This window comes from Colwellia sp. RSH04 (genome assembly GCF_003545765.1).
Taxonomy (GTDB): domain Bacteria; phylum Pseudomonadota; class Gammaproteobacteria; order Enterobacterales; family Alteromonadaceae; genus Colwellia.
On record NZ_QXIO01000004.1, the window covers coordinates 173,016 to 189,109 of the forward strand.

Below are 16,094 nucleotides of genomic sequence, written 5' to 3' on the forward strand. Positions count from 1 at the left end.
CCTCATATTCATTTGTAGTGTTTATAGATATAACTAACTACTCTAAGGTTAGCTAATTTTCACTGGTACGCTAATATAAATTTAACCCGCAGACCGAACATTGAATAAGAGAGCAATAACTATGTCAAAATCTAGCTCAAAAATAGGCACGATAGAATGGTGTGATCTTACCGTGAGCAATGCACCGCAAATAAAAGACTTCTATAGTGATGTTGTTGGATGGCAATCAACCCCTGAATCAATGGGTGATTACGAAGATTACAGTATAATCTTACCCGAGTCGGGAGATACTGTAGCGGGTATTTGCCATACACGTGGCAGTAACAGTAATTTACCTGCTCAATGGCTAATGTATGTTAGGGTTGAAAACGTGAAAACTAGTGCTGAAAAGTGTATTGCTCTTGGTGGTGAAATACTCGATGGGCCAAGAGTTATGTGTGGCAATCAATTTTGTGTGATAAAAGACCCAGCGGGTGCCGTTCTTGCTTTGGTATCGGAGTAAAGCACACTTAAAATAATTTTTTATTTTTTATCTTTTAACAAAAAGATACACCACCTAAAATGGGTGATGTATTTTGCTAGCGTTATATGCTTAACTTTCTCTAATCAAATAATCAAAGGCAGCTAAAGAGGCTTTAGACCCTTCACCCATAGCGACCACTATTTGCTTATAAGGTACTGTTGTCACATCGCCTGCAGCAAAAATACCTGGTTCAGTGGTTTGACACTTTTCATCAATAATCACTTCGCCATATTGAGTTCTTTCAACAAGCCCATTTAAAAACTCACTATTTGGCACTAAGCCTATTTGAACAAACACGCCTGATAAATCGCATTGTAAAATTTCGCCTGTTGCTCTGTCTTGATAAGCGAGTCCAACAACACTGCCATTTTCAGCAATAATTTCTTTCGTGGCAACATTCTTAATAATCGATATTTTATCGTTGGCAATTGCTTTGTCAACGAGCACACTGTCAGCTTTTAATTCAGGAAGAAACTCAAAAACAGTAACATGATTAACCATACCTGCTAAATCAAGCGCAGCTTCAATACCTGAATTTCCACCGCCAACAACCGCTACATCTTTACCTTTAAAGAAAGGGCCATCACAATGCGGACAATAAGCAACGCCAGAGCCTATATTTTCTTTCTCACCTGGTACGCCTAGCTCTCGCCACTTAGCACCTGTGGTAATAATAACGGTTTTACTTTCAATGACTTCACCACTAGAAAGGTGTAATGTTTTGTTTTGCCCTTTTTCTATTTTCTCAACCCGCAAAAATTCTTTTATCGTGATGTCATAATCAGCCATATGCGCTTGCATATTACCGGTGAGCTCTGTACCTGTTGTTTTAGGCACTGAGATTAAATTTTCAATGCCAACAGTATCTTTAACTTGGCCGCCAATTCGGTCAGCAATCATAGTCACATTTAAGCCTTTTCGTGCAGCGTAAATAGCTGATGCAACACCTGCAGGGCCTGCTCCAATCACCGTAACATCTTGTAACGGCAGTGTTTCTGCATTATCACTGTTAACAATAGCAGGGTATCGTTCAATCAACTTGTCAACTAATTGCGCGGTATCTATTTTACCGTTAGCAAAAAGCTCACCATTTAAATATACGCTTGGTACGCCTTGTATATTTCGTTCATCAACAATAGTTTGGAATAATCCGCCATCGATCATCTCCGTTGAAATATTTTCATTAAGTAGTGCAAATTGATTTAAAGACTGCACCACGTCTGGACAATTATGACAACTTAACGAAATAAACACTTCAAAATGCAACTTATCGGTAATTTTCTCTACCATACCTATTAAGTTTTTATCGAGCTTAAGTGCCGTACCAGATGATTGTAATATCGCCAATATTAATGAATTAAATTCGTGACCACTGGGAATACCTGAAAAATAAATGCCATTACGTTTGCCCTCAACTTCTAAGTAAAACGTTATTGGGCTTCTTAAATTTTCATTTCGTTCTATCAGCTCTAAATTATCAGAGACCGAACAGACCTGAGTTAAGAATTCGGTTAACTCTGCGCGTTTACTATGTTCACCAGTTTGTAGCACTAGTGATACTTTTTGAGTCATATTTTGAGTATATGATTTTAAGGCATTTAAAATATCATTGCTTAACATGAGATTACCTCTACATTATGAAGTGGGGGATGAATTACTGGTGAATTAGCAGCCCATTAAAGGGCTGCATTAAAGGTTGCTTAGATTTTACCTACTAAGTCTAAACTAGGTGTTAAGGTTGCTTCACCTTGCTCCCATGCAGCTGGGCATACTTCGCCATCATTTTCACGAACATATTGTGCTGCTTTAACGTTACGTACCATATCTTTAGCACTTCGACCAATACCACCAGCATGAATGTGTGCAACTTGGATGATGCCATCAGGATCAGCTAAGAATGTTCCACGATGTGCCATATGGTCTTCCTCAATCATGACATCAAAACCGCGTGTAATATTGCCTGTTTGGTCACCTAACATTGGAAATTTAATCTTACCAATCGCGTCTGATGAGTCGTGCCATGCTTTGTGAGAAAAATGCGTATCGGTTGATACTGCGTAAACTTCAACACCAAGTTTTTGTAATTCTTCGTATTGGTTTGCCATATCTTCTAATTCAGTAGGACAAACAAAAGTAAAATCTGCTGGGTAAAATAAGAAGATAGACCACTTACCTTTTACACTTTCTGAAGTTACTTCAGTAAACTCACCATTGTGGAATGCTTGTGCTGTGAATTCTGGAATTAATTTGCCTATTTGAGCCATGAGTATTTCCTCTTTTAAAAAATAAAACGGTTATGTGTTTTGGTTAAAAAAGCAGTTTTGCTTTCGATGAGGAAATAATAATAAAAACCTTGTGATTAATAAAATAAATAAAATCTATCTTTATATTCTAAAAAACTGAATTACTTTTATGGGTATTTCCATTACACTGAGGAGGTTATGACTTTGCTCTGTGTTTATACATAGAGACAATAGCGCTCATTAAAAAAGGTTCGATAGGTACTATTATGATTTCACTTAAACAATTACGTTATGCGCTTGCCGTAGAAAAAACTCTACATTTCAAAAAAGCAGCAGAAGCCTGCAATGTTTCTCAATCAGCGTTAAGTACCGCAATTAATGAACTAGAAAAGCAATTAGGTGTTGCGGTGTTTGAGCGTAATAATAAGCAAGTTTTAGTGACCAGTTATGGTCAACAAGTTCTTAACAAAGCAAAGAAAGTACAGCTAGAAGTTGATGAATTAATGCAAATTGCGCAGTTAAACAAATCGCCCTTTCAAAGCTCAATGTCGCTCGGCGTCATTCCAACGATAGGGCCGTACTTATTACCGAAAGTGTTACCTGAAGTAAGAAAGCAATATCCTCAATTTAAATTAAAAATCCATGAAGACCAATCTCATGTCTTGGTTGATATGGTAAGAAATGGTGAACTTGACGCTGCTATATTAGCGCTACCTTATCCGATTGAAGGTTTAATGAGTTTCACTTTTTGGCACGAAGATTTTTACTGGGTTAGTCACAAAGATGAATGCTCATCACAACTTCAAGAAATAACAACTGAGGAACTTGAGACAGAAAAGCTAATGCTACTTAAAGATGGACATTGCTTAAAAGATCATGCATTAGCTGCCTGCAGTTTACAAAGCCACAAACAAAATTCTGACTTCGACGCAGCTAGCTTGCATACCTTAATTCAAATGGTGGCGGGTAAACTCGGCACCACTATAGTACCGCAAATGGCGTTAGATCAGTTGATTCATAATGAATCTGAACTCAGGGCAATTCACTTAAATGAACCTGGCCCCCATAGAACACTAGCTCTTATCATTAGGCCTAACTATGTTAGAACAAATGAATTAACGCTGTTAAAAGAGATTTTTACGCAGCAGCTAACACTTAAATGCTAAATCCCTAAATAAGTCCACTTAACATATAAAAAGATAAACTTAGGTAGTGATTCTTAAGCCTAATAGATCAATATTCTGCCTATTTAGCAATATGTAATGGAATAGTAATATCATAGCGTAAGCCTTTATTCTGCTCACTTTGAACGGTTACACGACCATGTAACGTTGATGTAATGAGGTTATAAATTAAGTGGGTGCCTAAACCGCTTCCGCCTTTGCTTCTCTTGGTTGTATAGAAAGGCTCAAAAAGCATTTCTTTTTCTTTTTCGTTCAACCCTTTGCCATTATCTTCATAGCGAATCAAAACAGACTCTTGAGAACTTTCAACGATAATACGAATAACGCCTTGTTCCGTTTCATCTAAGCCATGCAAAATAGAATTATTAATCAAATTAGTTAATATCTGAGAGATAGCTCCAGGTATAGTATGCAAATACAGGTGTTCTGGGCATTGAATAACCACATGGTACGGCAGTTTTTTTAAAATCGGGCGCATAGACAATAAAATTTCATCAATATAGTCTTTAAGATTTATCTCTCGTGTAGATTCTGATGATTGATCAACGGCTATTTCTTTAAAGCTATTTATCAATTGCGCAGCCCTTTGAGTATTGGCTTCAATAATATGGCAGGCTTCTTCAACATCCTCGAGAAAATCCGTTAAATGAGTATTAGTTGCTGTTTTTTGCTCCATTTTCTTTTTTAGGTCTTTGTAAACGTGATGTAAATTTGAAATGCCTGTAACACAAATACCAATTGGCGTATTAATTTCATGAGATATACCTGCCACTAAGTTACCCAATGAAGCCATTTTTTCTTTTTGCACTAGTTCTTTTTGTGTTAACTGTAATTCATCCATCATATTTTCTAAGGTGCTTTTTTGTTGCTGTATATGCTCAAGGCTCTCTTCAAGTGCTTTTTTATCTATTGCTTGTTGATGACGATATTTTTGCTGTTGTAAAACAATAGCCAGATTTGCCGCAACAAATGAGAGTACCTCTAAGTCACTTGTATCGTAAATTTCTTCTTCATTGTAACTTTGTATAATAATGATCCCCATCACACCATCATCACCACAAATAGGAGCGCCCATCCAACTTTCACTTATTGACCCTATAACTTTTGTTATTTCTTTATCTCGCTCCAACTTCAACTGTTCTTCTTTAGTAAATAGGCAAGGTTTATTTTTTTTAATTACATAAGAAGAAAGGCCTTCGCCAAGTGCCATCTGCAAACCTACGATATCGTCTTTATCTTTCTCATCAACAAAATAGCCAAACGTAATGATTTCTGTTTCTTGTTCATAAAGAAAAATAGCAATATTCCTCACAGGAATCACTTCAGAAGCGACCTCATGAATTCTTTTATAAATTTGCGGTAAGGTTAAATTAGAAAGCACTAACGAAGATATTTGCAATAAGGCATTAGTTACATTTAAGTGACTTCTATCAGGGGTTTTATACAAGTTCATATTACAAACAATCACTATTTGTTAATTTTTCATTTAGCACTAAAATTTCATCGAGTTTATTTAAAAGTGCATCTACGACTTCAGGGTCAAAGTGTTTATTTCTTTCATTTTTCAGTAGATTAACAATATCTTCAACAGGCCAAGGTTCTTTATAGCAGCGGCGATGTATGAGCGCATCGAATACGTCAGCCACAGCGACAATTCTGGCATAGATGTGAATAGCATCCCCTTTCAACCCCAATGGGTACCCTGTACCATCATATTTTTCATGATGTTGCTGAGCTATAATGGCTGCAGCTTTAAGAATAGGGCGATCAGACCCCGACAATATATCAAACCCCATATCAGCATGTTGCTTCATGATAAGCATTTCTTCGTCGGATAATCGACCTGGTTTTAACAACACACTATCAGGAATTGAAATTTTACCTACGTCATGCATTGGCGTAGCTTGTTTGAGAATTTCGCAACTACTTTCAGGTAAATTAAGGTCTTTTGCAATAATAAAGCAAAACTCAGACATCCTTCTAATATGGTTACCCGACTCTTTAGATCTCGATTCAACTGCATTACCCAATCGGTTAATTAAATCTTCTTGAGTTTGAATTATTTCCCTATTTAACAAAAAGTTATCAAAAGCAATTCCGATACTATTAGAGAACAAATTGAGTAATTGAATGTTTACGTCTGACAAGCCAACAAGTTGCTGTCCAGTTAAATAAAGTAAACTTTCTTCGTCACTCTTTGTGGGAAAATAAGCAGCATAATGCTCCCCGTCAAAAACACTGCCTTTTTGCTTCCTCGCTTTATCAAGTAGTTCTAATGCCTTGGCATCTAGGCCGTTTTCAAGCGTTATACCACCGCATTCAGCAATTATTTCATAATCATCTTTGTAACATATCGTCCCTGCACCTTTGACAGGTTTAATCAGCACACCTTTTTGATCAACATGAATTAACGAAACCACCTGCTTTAGCAAGCCATCAAAAAAATGCTTTAATGTCTTCTTTTCTAATAGATCTGTTGTAGACTCAATCACTTGCTGAAGGCCGATACGATAAATTTTTTCATAGTTGCGAGATTTTTCTATTTTGATTAAATCCCGATAAGCTCTAAGTGCGGTAACTACGGTGGTAAATAGTTTGCTTCGATCTAATTCTGTCTTTTGTTTATAATCATTAATATCATAATCCATAATAACTTCTTCTTCTGGCGCTTGACCTGGCTGCCCAGTTCTAAGCACAATCCGAGTAAAAGTGTTATTATTTTCTTCGCGTAGCCACTTGGCTAGTCTCAAACCCGCATCATCTGTTTCCATCACAACATCTAGAAAAATCAATGCGATATCATCTTGTTCTTCAATCACTTTTTTTGCCTGATCTGAGTTATAAGCACTTAAAAACTCAACGCCTCGGCTTTCCAATTTAAAACGTTTTAATGCCATTTTGGTTATCGCATGAATATCTTCTTCATCATCAACGATTAAAATTTTCCAAGGAGGTAATTCGATTTTTTCGGTGTTTTCTTGCAGTAAACTAAATGGCATTTTTACTAAAACTCTTTAGGCAAATAGTACTTTAATAGTAGACCTAAATTTTCAATAAAAAAATTAGCTATGTTAATTCTTTAATTTTCTACTTAGTAAGAAGTCATTCGGGGTTAATTTGCGATATTATTTTGTGAATATCGTTATCGATTTTATCAAATATACTCGAGTACATAATCTTGACATGATTGAAGGGCAATTAACTAAGAAGGAAATATATGAATAAGATCATAAAGATAATAAAAAATGTTTTTACTGTAGAACATAGCGAACGCTCAGAAAAACAGTGTAATTATGCAAATAATTACTATGGGGACCAACAGTGTCGATAAAGACATGACACAGTTGTTAATAAGAAAAACCACTAATCAACCTGCAAAAACTATTATGATAGTTATAACCGCTTGATTAGTGATTCCTCTTAATAAAAATATAGCTTATTACGCGTCAGGTAACTTTTCATCTAACGCTTTTAATGAACGAAGAAAAAGCCCTAACCCCCCTATTGCTAGTACTAAAATAACGATTAAATCAAACGATGTCATGGTTCTAAATGAGAAACGTATTGATGATATTACGCCGAATATTAATGCAGTAATTGATCCTAGGGATAAAATCCAACCTAATATATTTTTACTATTGTAAAAGATAAGACCGATACCAAATATAAATGGAATCATGATCATACCGCTAGTAACATTATAAGACCCCCCCATGGCTGAAAAGCCATACAAGCGCATACCCATGCCAAAACTTGACGTTACGGTTATCGCATTTAACAACATATAAAAACCACCACACATCATAATTAAGCCAATAAAAAACTGACCTAAACCACCTGATGTTCCACCTGCACCTTTCATAAGAATTCCTTTTATATTTATTTTTCAATACCACAATATTACAGAGATAAAGCTTATTAACCTAAAGCGAGCTATTTAAACATATACTGCTCATTAATGTGCTTGTTTTTAACAATATACCTCTGAGTATTGATCTATATATTATATAAAATGATAATTTGGTTTTTGTGCTACTTGATTTATTTCAAAGAATTCCTAACTGACGATTAACTACACAAGCAAAACCTCGCCTATCTAAACTGTCTACATAGAAAACAATTACTTGTCTTTAATTACAGTATGTATATACTACCAGTACTACTGTGTAAATTTACAGGAACTATGCTATGGAAAACTTACGTCCATTAACAGCAAGACAACAGCAAATTTTCGATCTAATCAAAGAAAAAATACAAGAAACCGGCATGCCACCTACCCGCGCAGAAATTGCTGAGTTTTTTGGTTTCAAATCAGCAAATGCCGCCGAAGAGCACTTAAAGGCATTAGCAAAAAAAGGCTATATAGAGATGCTAGCTGGTACATCTCGTGGTATTCGCTTAATAGAAGACCAACTTGAAGAAGAAGGCATTCCACTTATTGGTCAAGTCGCGGCAGGTGAGCCTATTCTTGCACAAGAGCATGTGGAAGATCATTACAAGTTAGATGGTAGCCTTTTTCACCCTGCAGCCGATTATTTGCTGCGCGTAAATGGTGAAAGCATGAAAGAGATTGGCATTATGGATGGTGATTTATTAGCTGTTCATCAAACAACAGATGTACATAATGGCCAAGTTGTTGTTGCACGTGTTGAAAATGACGTAACAGTTAAGCGTTACAAACGTGAGGGTAATATCGTCTATTTACATGCCGAAAATGAAGCCTTTGAGCCCATCAAAGTCGATTTGTCTGCTCAACACTTTACTATTGAAGGTATTGCTGTAGGTATTGTAAGAAACGGTAATTGGATGTAAAAATCACAGTTTATCACGTCTCATATTTCGCATAGCCAAACTATCAAGTTAGAGCGAGTTGATTTTTTTAAACAAAGATCAACTTGCCCTAATTATTGAATAGTTTTCTTTGATTAGTTTGACTTTATCGTTATTCCCCTCCTTTTTTACCTAAAATCACTCCTTTTTACTACCCATGTATAATTAATTTAAGTGATATATGTCACTTAAAATGAATTTTTCTCAGCTCTAGATTAGTAGTATATACATAGCCTAGCACTATAGTTAGAGTTATTACTCCATTGAATTAATTGGCTTTTTTATAAAATTTAACCTATAAAATTAATTGACCTAGATCAATTTATAGGTGATTCTAAACTAGAATAGAATAAAAAATGACCATAACAAGAATAAAAAGACGTCAGTACGCTAATACAATCCTTTCAAGTTGTTGCTCGTTCACGTCGTTAATTTCAAAAATATAACTATAAAGAATTAACAGATATTCAGTTCAGTGGGCCGTGATTTACATTGCTGCATTTCTGTTTCTAACAATATACCTTTGGGTATTAGAGGCAAGGAGATGTCTAGTGAAAAGACGTAACCGAATAGGGCTGCTATTGGTAAGTTTATTTTCCAGTGCAGCTTGGTCAGATTCACAATTGAATTTGACCAAAGGAGTAACTGCAATAAGTAATGAAGTTTACGATTTGCACATGTTGGTGCTATACATTTGTACCGCCATAGGCATAGTCGTTTTTGGGGCAATGTTTTGGTCAATTATCTTTCATCGAAAGTCTAAAGGAGCCAAGCCTGCTGATTTTCATGAAAGTACTAAAATTGAAATCCTCTGGACCGCCATTCCTGTTGTAATTTTAATTGCTATGGCAGTTCCTGCGACTAGTACCTTAATTGCGATGGAAGATAATAGCGACTCAGACATTACTATTCTTGTTACGGGCTCGCAATGGAAATGGCACTATAAATATTTCGATCAAGACATTGAATATTACTCTGTTCTTTCTACCCCACGTGAACAATATGAAAACCATAATGGTGAACCTGCCGAGCGAAGTGAACATTACTTACTTGAAGTAGATAAGCCACTCGTAATACCTGTTAATAAAAAAGTAAGATTCTTACTAACCTCAGATGATGTAATTCATTCTTGGTGGGTACCCGCCTTTGCAGTTAAGCAAGATGCAAACCCAGGATTTATCAACGAAGCATGGGCAATAGTTGACGAACCCGGTGTTTACCGCGGCCAGTGTGCCGAGCTGTGTGGTAAAGACCATGGTTTCATGCCTGTTGTTGTTGAAGTAAAGTCAGAAGCCGATTATCAACAATGGCTCAATGACCAAAAACAATTAATCGCTGACGCTGCCAATGCTGAAGCTGCCTCACTTAGTTCATCTATGAGTAAAGAAGATCTTATGCAACTTGGTGAATCGACATACCTTGCTCATTGCGCAGCGTGTCATCAACCAACAGGTTTAGGTATTCCTCCTGCTTTTCCTGCACTTAAGGGTAGCCCTATTGCTACCACCGGTAGTATTGAAGAGCACATTAACATTGTCTTTAACGGTAAAGCAGGCACAGGTATGCAAGGTTACGGTAAGCAGCTGAGCTTAAAAGAAATTGCTGCTGTAGTTACTTTCGAGCGAAATGCTTGGGGTAATGATACCGGTGATTTAGTGCAAAGCGCCGACGTAAAAGCTGTAAGCGGGGAATAACAGATGACTACAGATACCTTAGAAAATACAGAACATCACGATGAGCACCATGATCAGCCAACGGGTATAAAACGCTGGCTATTTACAACAAACCATAAAGACATTGGTACTTTGTACTTATGGTTTTCATTTATTATGTTACTGATTGGTGGCGCTCTCGCCATGGTTATTCGCGCTGAACTTTTTCAGCCTGGCTTACAAATTGTAGAACCTGATTTCTTCAACCAATTAACAACAACACATGGCTTGATTATGGTTTTTGGTGCCATAATGCCTGCCTTTACGGGGTTTGCTAACTGGATGATACCTATGATGATAGGTGCTCCGGATATGGCTTTACCACGAATGAATAACTGGAGTTTTTGGATTCTACCATTTGCATTTGGTATTTTGCTTAGCTCATTCTTTATGGAAAGTGGCGCGCCAAATTTTGGTTGGACATTCTACGCACCGCTTTCAACAACTTACTCAAATGGTAGTACCGCTTTCTTTGTCTTTGCCGTACATATCATGGGTATTTCTTCGATTATGGGTGCCATAAATGTCATTGTAACCATTATGAACATGCGTGCCCCCGGCATGACCTACATGAAGATGCCACTTTTTGTTTGGACCTTCTTTATAACCGCATATTTACTTATCGCAGTAATGCCTGTTTTAGCAGGGGTTGTTACCATGTTGTTGACCGACACTTACTTTGGCACTAGCTTTTTCGATGCTGCTGGTGGTGGTGATCCTGTGATGTTCCAACATATATTCTGGTTCTTTGGTCATCCTGAAGTGTACATTATGATTTTGCCTGCGTTTGGCATAGTGTCTACCATCATTCCAGCGTTCGCACGTAAGAAGCTTTTTGGCTACAGCTCTATGGTTTACGCTACCGCTTCAATTGCATTACTATCGTTTATTGTTTGGGCGCACCACATGTTTACAACAGGTATGCCACTTTTTGGTGAGCTGTTTTTCATGTATTGCACCATGCTCATTGCAGTACCAACTGGCGTTAAAGTATTTAACTGGGTCGCTACTATGTGGAAAGGCTCATTAAGTTTTGAGATTCCAATGCTGTTTTCTATCGCCTTTGTCATATTGTTTACCATTGGCGGGTTTTCTGGATTAATGCTGGCATTAACGCCAGTTGATTTTCAATATCATGATACCTATTTTGTGGTAGCTCATTTCCATTACGTACTTGTAACAGGTTCTTTATTCTCTATTTTTGCAGGTACCTATTACTGGTTACCAAAGTGGACTGGTCACATGTACAACCAATCACTTGCTCACTGGCACTTTTGGTGTTCAGTTATCAGTGTAAATTTACTGTTTTTCCCTATGCACTTCCTTGGTCTTGCGGGTATGCCTCGACGTATTCCAGATTATGCGTTGCAATTCGCCGACTTTAACAAGTGGGTCAGTATTGGTGGCTTCGCTTTTGGTTTATCACAGTTAATTTTTCTTGCTGTGGTTATCAAGTGCATTAAAGGGGGTGAAAAAGCCGCTGATAAACCATGGGATGGTGCCCAAGGGTTAGAGTGGACAGTCGCAAGCCCAGCTCCTTATCACACATTTAGCACACCGCCAGCAATTAAAGACGAGTAATAATTATGACAAGCGAAACCCCAGCACCAGTAAACCATAAAGCAACGGTAAAAAAACTTATGCTTGTTGTCGTTAGCATGTTTGGCTTCGGTTTCGCCCTTGTCCCTTTATACGACGTGTTTTGTGATATAACCGGTCTTAATGGGAAAACCAATGATGAAGCAGTGGAGTACACCGCAGATGGTATTGATACCTCTCGCACAGTGACTGTGCAATTCATTACCCATAATGCTAAGCAAATTCCCTGGAAATTCAAACCACTCGTTCAACATATTAAAGTACATCCAGGTGAACAAAAAGTGGTTAAATTTTATGCCAAGAATCAAGCAAGTGAACCTATTGTAGGACAAGCAGTACCTTCTGTTTCACCGGGCATCGCCGCAGGGTATTTTCAAAAAATTGAATGTTTTTGTTTTGAACGACAACCTCTACAAGCCAATGAAGAAGTAGAGATGGCACTACAATTTTATGTAGATGTAGAATTGCCAAAAGATATATCAACACTCACGTTATCTTATACGTTATACGACATTAGCGAAAAAATAGCCTCTTTATAAGTATTAAAAATCCATAAAGAGATAAGGAACTAATATGACTACTAAAGAATACGAAAGTTATTACGTACCAAGCCAAAGCCATTGGCCCATTGTGGGCGCTGTCGCTTTATTCCTCATTGCAGTTGGCGCAGGAAACTATGTCAGCGATATGAACAGCGAAGATGGGGGTTACGGCGGGTATATTTTACTTGCTGGGATAGCCTTAGTTTTGTATATGATTTACGGCTGGTTTAGTGATGTTATTACAGAATCATTAGCGGGTAAGTACTCGCACCAAATGGATAACTCTTTTAAGCAGGGTATGAGTTGGTTTATTTTCTCAGAAGTCATGTTTTTTGCCGCCTTTTTTGGTGCTTTACTTTATTTACGCGTTTTTTCGGTACCATGGCTTGGTGGCGAAGGAAACAATGCTGAAACCGCTGCAGTACTTTGGCCTGATTTTACCGCAGCATGGCCTTTATTGAAAACGCCCGATGGTACTGAAACAACAGCGATGGGCTGGTATGGCTTGCCTTTGATTAACACCGTTTTATTATTAACCTCTTCTATAACCGCGCACTTTGCTCATACCTCACTTATTAAAAACAACCGTAGCCAATTAAAAGTATGGCTTGGCATTACAATATTACTGGGCATTGCCTTTATGTATTTTCAAGTTGAAGAATACGCTCATGGCTATTCAGAAGAAATGCGCTTGTACTTAACCAGTGGTGTTTATGGTAATAGTTTCTACCTATTAACCGGCTTTCACGGCATGCATGTCACTTTAGGTTGTATCATGCTGATCGTTATGTTTTTTAGAGTATTGAAAGGTCATTTCACAGCAGAAAATCACTTTGCATTTAAAGCAGCAAGTTGGTACTGGCATTTTGTCGATGTGGTTTGGGTAATGCTATTTGTTTTTGTCTATATTATTTAAAGTTAAGTGGTAGCCTTTGCGACGTATTAAAATGCATAGTGTAATAATCAGAAAAATTAGCTGGGTATTTTTTACGCTAGCTGTTTTTTCTGGATTATTAAAACTCGCGCATTGGCAATACTCTAGAGCCATAGAAAAGCATATACGGCTAGATAAAATAGTACAATTAAAGCAAACAAAGCCGATTAAATTAGCGCAAGTGGCACAACTTGCAAAAGACCCCAAAGAAAACATTAACGATATTCCCATTGAGTTAACGGCATACCTAAATAATGAATTTATTTTCTTACTCGATAATCAAGTAAATAAAGGTCAACTTGGCTATAAAGTTTATCAAATAGCTCAAACAACAGAACATGCCGTTTTAGTTAATTTAGGCTGGGTAAAAGGCAGCATAAATCGCAATGTGTTGCCCGACATTCAACCAATTGTCGGGAAACAACGATTTAAAGCACATGTACGAGTAATTGAACAAGGTATTATTCTGAAAGAAGACGATTTTTCTTCCGTAAGCTGGCCGCAAAGAGTTCAGCAAATTGACCTTGCTGCTTTTAATACCTTATTGGAGCATCACCTTACTCAACCGTTATTGCCTTTTGTTGCTTATGTAGATGAATCCGAGTCTATCGGTTATAAAAAAAACTGGCAACCAATCGTAATGCCGCCAGAAAAACATCAAGCTTATGCGTTTCAATGGTTATGTCTAGCTATAGCTTGGTTACTGCTGATGGCGTGGGTAAGTGGTTTATTAACTTGGTTTAAAGATAACCTATTACAAAAAACAATAATAACGAATAAGGTTTAATATGAGCACAATCGAAACAACAACTGTTCAACCTTCCCCAAAGAAAATGAAGTCTAAAACGACATTTTTGTTAATGTTAGCGGCTTTCGCTTTACCAGTAATCTTGGCAAAGTTAGCACTCAGTTTTAACTGGTTAAATTACGGTGTCACTAACAAAGGAACATTAATTGAGCAACCCGTCACCTTAAACCAACTTGATATTGACAGCACCAACTTCGCTAATAAATGGCTATTATTATATCACCCAACTCAGCAGTGTAATGCGACCTGCCAGAACAGCATGAAAGCACTGTACAATACGTATTTAGCGCTAGGTAAAGATAAACCAAGGGTTTTACCTGTTGCTCTATTAAATAACCAGTTAACTAATAAATATAGTGACCTGAAACAAAAAAGTGACTGGCATATTACTACTGCTACACCGCTGTCAGAAAGTACTTTTCCACAACCACAATTACTAATTGTTGATCCTCTGGGCAACATTATTTTATCTCATCAATTACCCACAGAGGAAAATCAACAAATCCTCTTTGGTAAACAAGTTTTGGCCGATATGAAGAAGTTACTGAAATACTCCAAAGTAGGTTAAGGAGAAGTATTACATGGAAAATGGCAAAATAAATCTTCAGCGACTGGTAATTGTTAGTATGTTACTCGCAATTCTGGTTATTGGACTAGGTGCCTACACTCGATTAACACATGCAGGGCTTGGATGCCCAGATTGGCCAACTTGTTATGGTTTAATCGATGTGCCCGAAACGACAGAGCAAATTCAAAAAGCTGAATTAGCCTTCCCCGAAAGACCCGTTGAGCCAGCTAAAGCATGGAATGAAATGATTCATCGCTACTTTGCTAGTACATTAGGGTTATTTATTTTCTCTATAGCCTTCTTATCATTCAAATGTAGACAAGAGCATGTTCCCTTAAAGTTACCACTCTTTATTGCCTGTTTAGTGGTATTTCAAGGCGCGTTAGGTATGTGGACGGTAACAATGAAACTGATGCCCATTGTAGTAATGGGACACTTGTTAGGCGGTTTCACTACCTTATGCTTACTTTTTTTGCTTTATTTACGATTATCGAATAGAAGCCAAGAACCAACATCAAGTAATCATATTGTGCGTTATGGCATTATTGGTGTTTTTATATTGGCAAGCCAAATTGCACTCGGTGGTTGGACATCGGCTAACTATGCAGCCACGAGTTGCGTTGAACTGCCTATTTGTCAGGGAGATTGGTCAACTCAACTGAATTTTTCAAAAGCTTTTGAGTTAATACCGCCAGAAAAAGATAGTTATGAATATGGTCACTTAGCGTTTAATGAACTTGTCACCATTCATGTTAGCCATAGAATTGGCGCGATGATCGCCACTGCGTACCTACTTTGGCTTGCAGTTATGGTCTTTCGTCAAAAAAATAACAAGGCGACCAAATCTTCTGCAAAACTACTATTACTGGCGTTAACCGTTCAAGTCATGTTGGGTATAAGTAACATTTGGTTTGCTTTACCCTTAGCCGTTGCCGTGGCACATAATGTAGTCGCGGTATGCTTGATGATGTGCCTTATTGCACTCATTTATCAGGCTCGAAACTCTCATTCAATGCTATCAAGCCACACTCTATCGGAGTAATTCATTATGAACAAAACTTTAAATAAGAATTTAGTTGGCATTGTTAATACCACTAATACTAGCCAAGTGCGTCTATCTAATACAGCTCGCGTTCCATGGCGAGCCTATT

15 protein-coding genes are annotated in these 16,094 nt (G+C 37.4%); 10 read left to right on the forward strand and 5 right to left on the reverse strand.

Going from position 1 to position 16,094, the window contains the following annotated elements:
- Window positions 1–121 precede the first annotated feature (121 nt).
- Window positions 122–502, forward strand: a complete 381-nt coding sequence (locus D1094_RS08520) for a VOC family protein (protein WP_118959676.1) — start codon at window positions 122–124, stop codon at window positions 500–502.
- A gap of 90 nt (window positions 503–592) precedes the next feature.
- On the opposite strand, the gene ahpF is transcribed toward D1094_RS08520, so the two are convergent.
- Together ahpF and ahpC are read right to left on the reverse strand one after the other, a co-directional pair.
- Complete coding sequence (gene ahpF, locus D1094_RS08525) at window positions 593–2,143, reverse strand: alkyl hydroperoxide reductase subunit F (RefSeq protein WP_118959677.1); 1,551 nt, start codon at window positions 2,141–2,143, stop codon at window positions 593–595.
- 80 nt (window positions 2,144–2,223) lie between these two features.
- Entirely contained in the window at window positions 2,224–2,787 is a 564-nt protein-coding gene (gene ahpC / locus D1094_RS08530; RefSeq protein ID WP_118959678.1) for an alkyl hydroperoxide reductase subunit C, read from the reverse strand.
- 245 nt (window positions 2,788–3,032) lie between these two features.
- Between ahpC and D1094_RS08535 the strand changes: the two genes are divergently transcribed.
- Window positions 3,033–3,932, forward strand: a complete 900-nt coding sequence (locus tag D1094_RS08535) for a hydrogen peroxide-inducible genes activator (protein WP_118959679.1) — start codon at window positions 3,033–3,035, stop codon at window positions 3,930–3,932.
- A 79-nt stretch (window positions 3,933–4,011) separates the two neighbouring features.
- Here D1094_RS08535 and D1094_RS08540 read toward each other — a convergent pair whose 3' ends face one another.
- The 3 genes from D1094_RS08540 to D1094_RS08550 all read right to left on the reverse strand — a co-directional run bounded on the left by D1094_RS08540 (window position 4,012) and on the right by D1094_RS08550 (window position 7,812).
- Entirely contained in the window at window positions 4,012–5,403 is a 1,392-nt protein-coding gene (locus D1094_RS08540; RefSeq protein WP_118959680.1) for a GAF domain-containing sensor histidine kinase, read from the reverse strand.
- A gap of 1 nt (window position 5,404) precedes the next feature.
- On the reverse strand, window positions 5,405–6,949 hold the full coding sequence (locus tag D1094_RS08545; protein WP_118959681.1) for an HD domain-containing phosphohydrolase: 1,545 nt from the start codon (window positions 6,947–6,949) through the stop codon (window positions 5,405–5,407).
- Between the two features lie 440 nt (window positions 6,950–7,389).
- Window positions 7,390–7,812, reverse strand: a complete 423-nt coding sequence (locus D1094_RS08550; protein ID WP_118959682.1) for a hypothetical protein — start codon at window positions 7,810–7,812, stop codon at window positions 7,390–7,392.
- Window positions 7,813–8,138: 326 nt separating this feature from the next.
- Between D1094_RS08550 and lexA the strand changes: the two genes are divergently transcribed.
- From lexA to D1094_RS08590, 8 genes are all read left to right on the forward strand, one after another.
- Window positions 8,139–8,762, forward strand: coding sequence for a transcriptional repressor LexA (lexA, locus tag D1094_RS08555; protein WP_118959683.1), 624 nt, complete (start codon window positions 8,139–8,141; stop codon window positions 8,760–8,762).
- A 569-nt stretch (window positions 8,763–9,331) separates the two neighbouring features.
- Complete coding sequence (gene coxB / locus D1094_RS08560; protein WP_118959684.1) at window positions 9,332–10,474, forward strand: cytochrome c oxidase subunit II; 1,143 nt, start codon at window positions 9,332–9,334, stop codon at window positions 10,472–10,474.
- Between the two features lie 3 nt (window positions 10,475–10,477).
- Entirely contained in the window at window positions 10,478–12,073 is a 1,596-nt protein-coding gene (gene ctaD, locus D1094_RS08565; RefSeq protein ID WP_118959685.1) for a cytochrome c oxidase subunit I, read from the forward strand.
- 5 nt (window positions 12,074–12,078) lie between these two features.
- On the forward strand, window positions 12,079–12,630 hold the full coding sequence (locus D1094_RS08570; protein ID WP_118959686.1) for a cytochrome c oxidase assembly protein: 552 nt from the start codon (window positions 12,079–12,081) through the stop codon (window positions 12,628–12,630).
- A gap of 34 nt (window positions 12,631–12,664) precedes the next feature.
- Window positions 12,665–13,549, forward strand: a complete 885-nt coding sequence (locus tag D1094_RS08575; RefSeq protein WP_118959687.1) for a cytochrome c oxidase subunit 3 — start codon at window positions 12,665–12,667, stop codon at window positions 13,547–13,549.
- Window positions 13,550–13,580: 31 nt separating this feature from the next.
- Entirely contained in the window at window positions 13,581–14,354 is a 774-nt protein-coding gene (locus tag D1094_RS08580; RefSeq protein ID WP_118959688.1) for an SURF1 family protein, read from the forward strand.
- 1 nt (window position 14,355) lies between these two features.
- Window positions 14,356–14,943 carry a hypothetical protein gene (locus tag D1094_RS08585; protein ID WP_118959689.1) on the forward strand — a complete coding sequence of 196 codons (588 nt, stop codon included), beginning with the start codon at window positions 14,356–14,358 and terminating at the stop codon, window positions 14,941–14,943.
- Between the two features lie 13 nt (window positions 14,944–14,956).
- On the forward strand, window positions 14,957–15,985 hold the full coding sequence (locus D1094_RS08590; RefSeq protein ID WP_118959690.1) for a heme A synthase: 1,029 nt from the start codon (window positions 14,957–14,959) through the stop codon (window positions 15,983–15,985).
- Window positions 15,986–16,094: the final 109 nt, after the last annotated feature.

Excerpts from the sequence above, each read along its gene's own strand:
- lexA (WP_118959683.1), top strand. The coding sequence starts at position 8,139 with ATGGAAAACTTACGTCCATTAACAGCAAGACAACAGCAAATTTTCGAT.
- D1094_RS08545 (WP_118959681.1), bottom strand. The coding sequence starts at position 6,949 with ATGCCATTTAGTTTACTGCAAGAAAACACCGAAAAAATCGAATTACCT.
- ahpF (WP_118959677.1), bottom strand. The coding sequence starts at position 2,143 with ATGTTAAGCAATGATATTTTAAATGCCTTAAAATCATATACTCAAAAT.
- D1094_RS08535 (WP_118959679.1), top strand. The coding sequence starts at position 3,033 with ATGATTTCACTTAAACAATTACGTTATGCGCTTGCCGTAGAAAAAACT.
- ahpC (WP_118959678.1), bottom strand. The coding sequence starts at position 2,787 with ATGGCTCAAATAGGCAAATTAATTCCAGAATTCACAGCACAAGCATTC.
- D1094_RS08520 (WP_118959676.1), top strand. The coding sequence starts at position 122 with ATGTCAAAATCTAGCTCAAAAATAGGCACGATAGAATGGTGTGATCTT.
- D1094_RS08540 (WP_118959680.1), bottom strand. The coding sequence starts at position 5,403 with ATGAACTTGTATAAAACCCCTGATAGAAGTCACTTAAATGTAACTAAT.
- D1094_RS08575 (WP_118959687.1), top strand. The coding sequence starts at position 12,665 with ATGACTACTAAAGAATACGAAAGTTATTACGTACCAAGCCAAAGCCAT.
- D1094_RS08580 (WP_118959688.1), top strand. The coding sequence starts at position 13,581 with ATGCATAGTGTAATAATCAGAAAAATTAGCTGGGTATTTTTTACGCTA.
- D1094_RS08570 (WP_118959686.1), top strand. The coding sequence starts at position 12,079 with ATGACAAGCGAAACCCCAGCACCAGTAAACCATAAAGCAACGGTAAAA.
- D1094_RS08585 (WP_118959689.1), top strand. The coding sequence starts at position 14,356 with ATGAGCACAATCGAAACAACAACTGTTCAACCTTCCCCAAAGAAAATG.
- D1094_RS08590 (WP_118959690.1), top strand. The coding sequence starts at position 14,957 with ATGGAAAATGGCAAAATAAATCTTCAGCGACTGGTAATTGTTAGTATG.
- ctaD (WP_118959685.1), top strand. The coding sequence starts at position 10,478 with ATGACTACAGATACCTTAGAAAATACAGAACATCACGATGAGCACCAT.
- D1094_RS08550 (WP_118959682.1), bottom strand. The coding sequence starts at position 7,812 with ATGAAAGGTGCAGGTGGAACATCAGGTGGTTTAGGTCAGTTTTTTATT.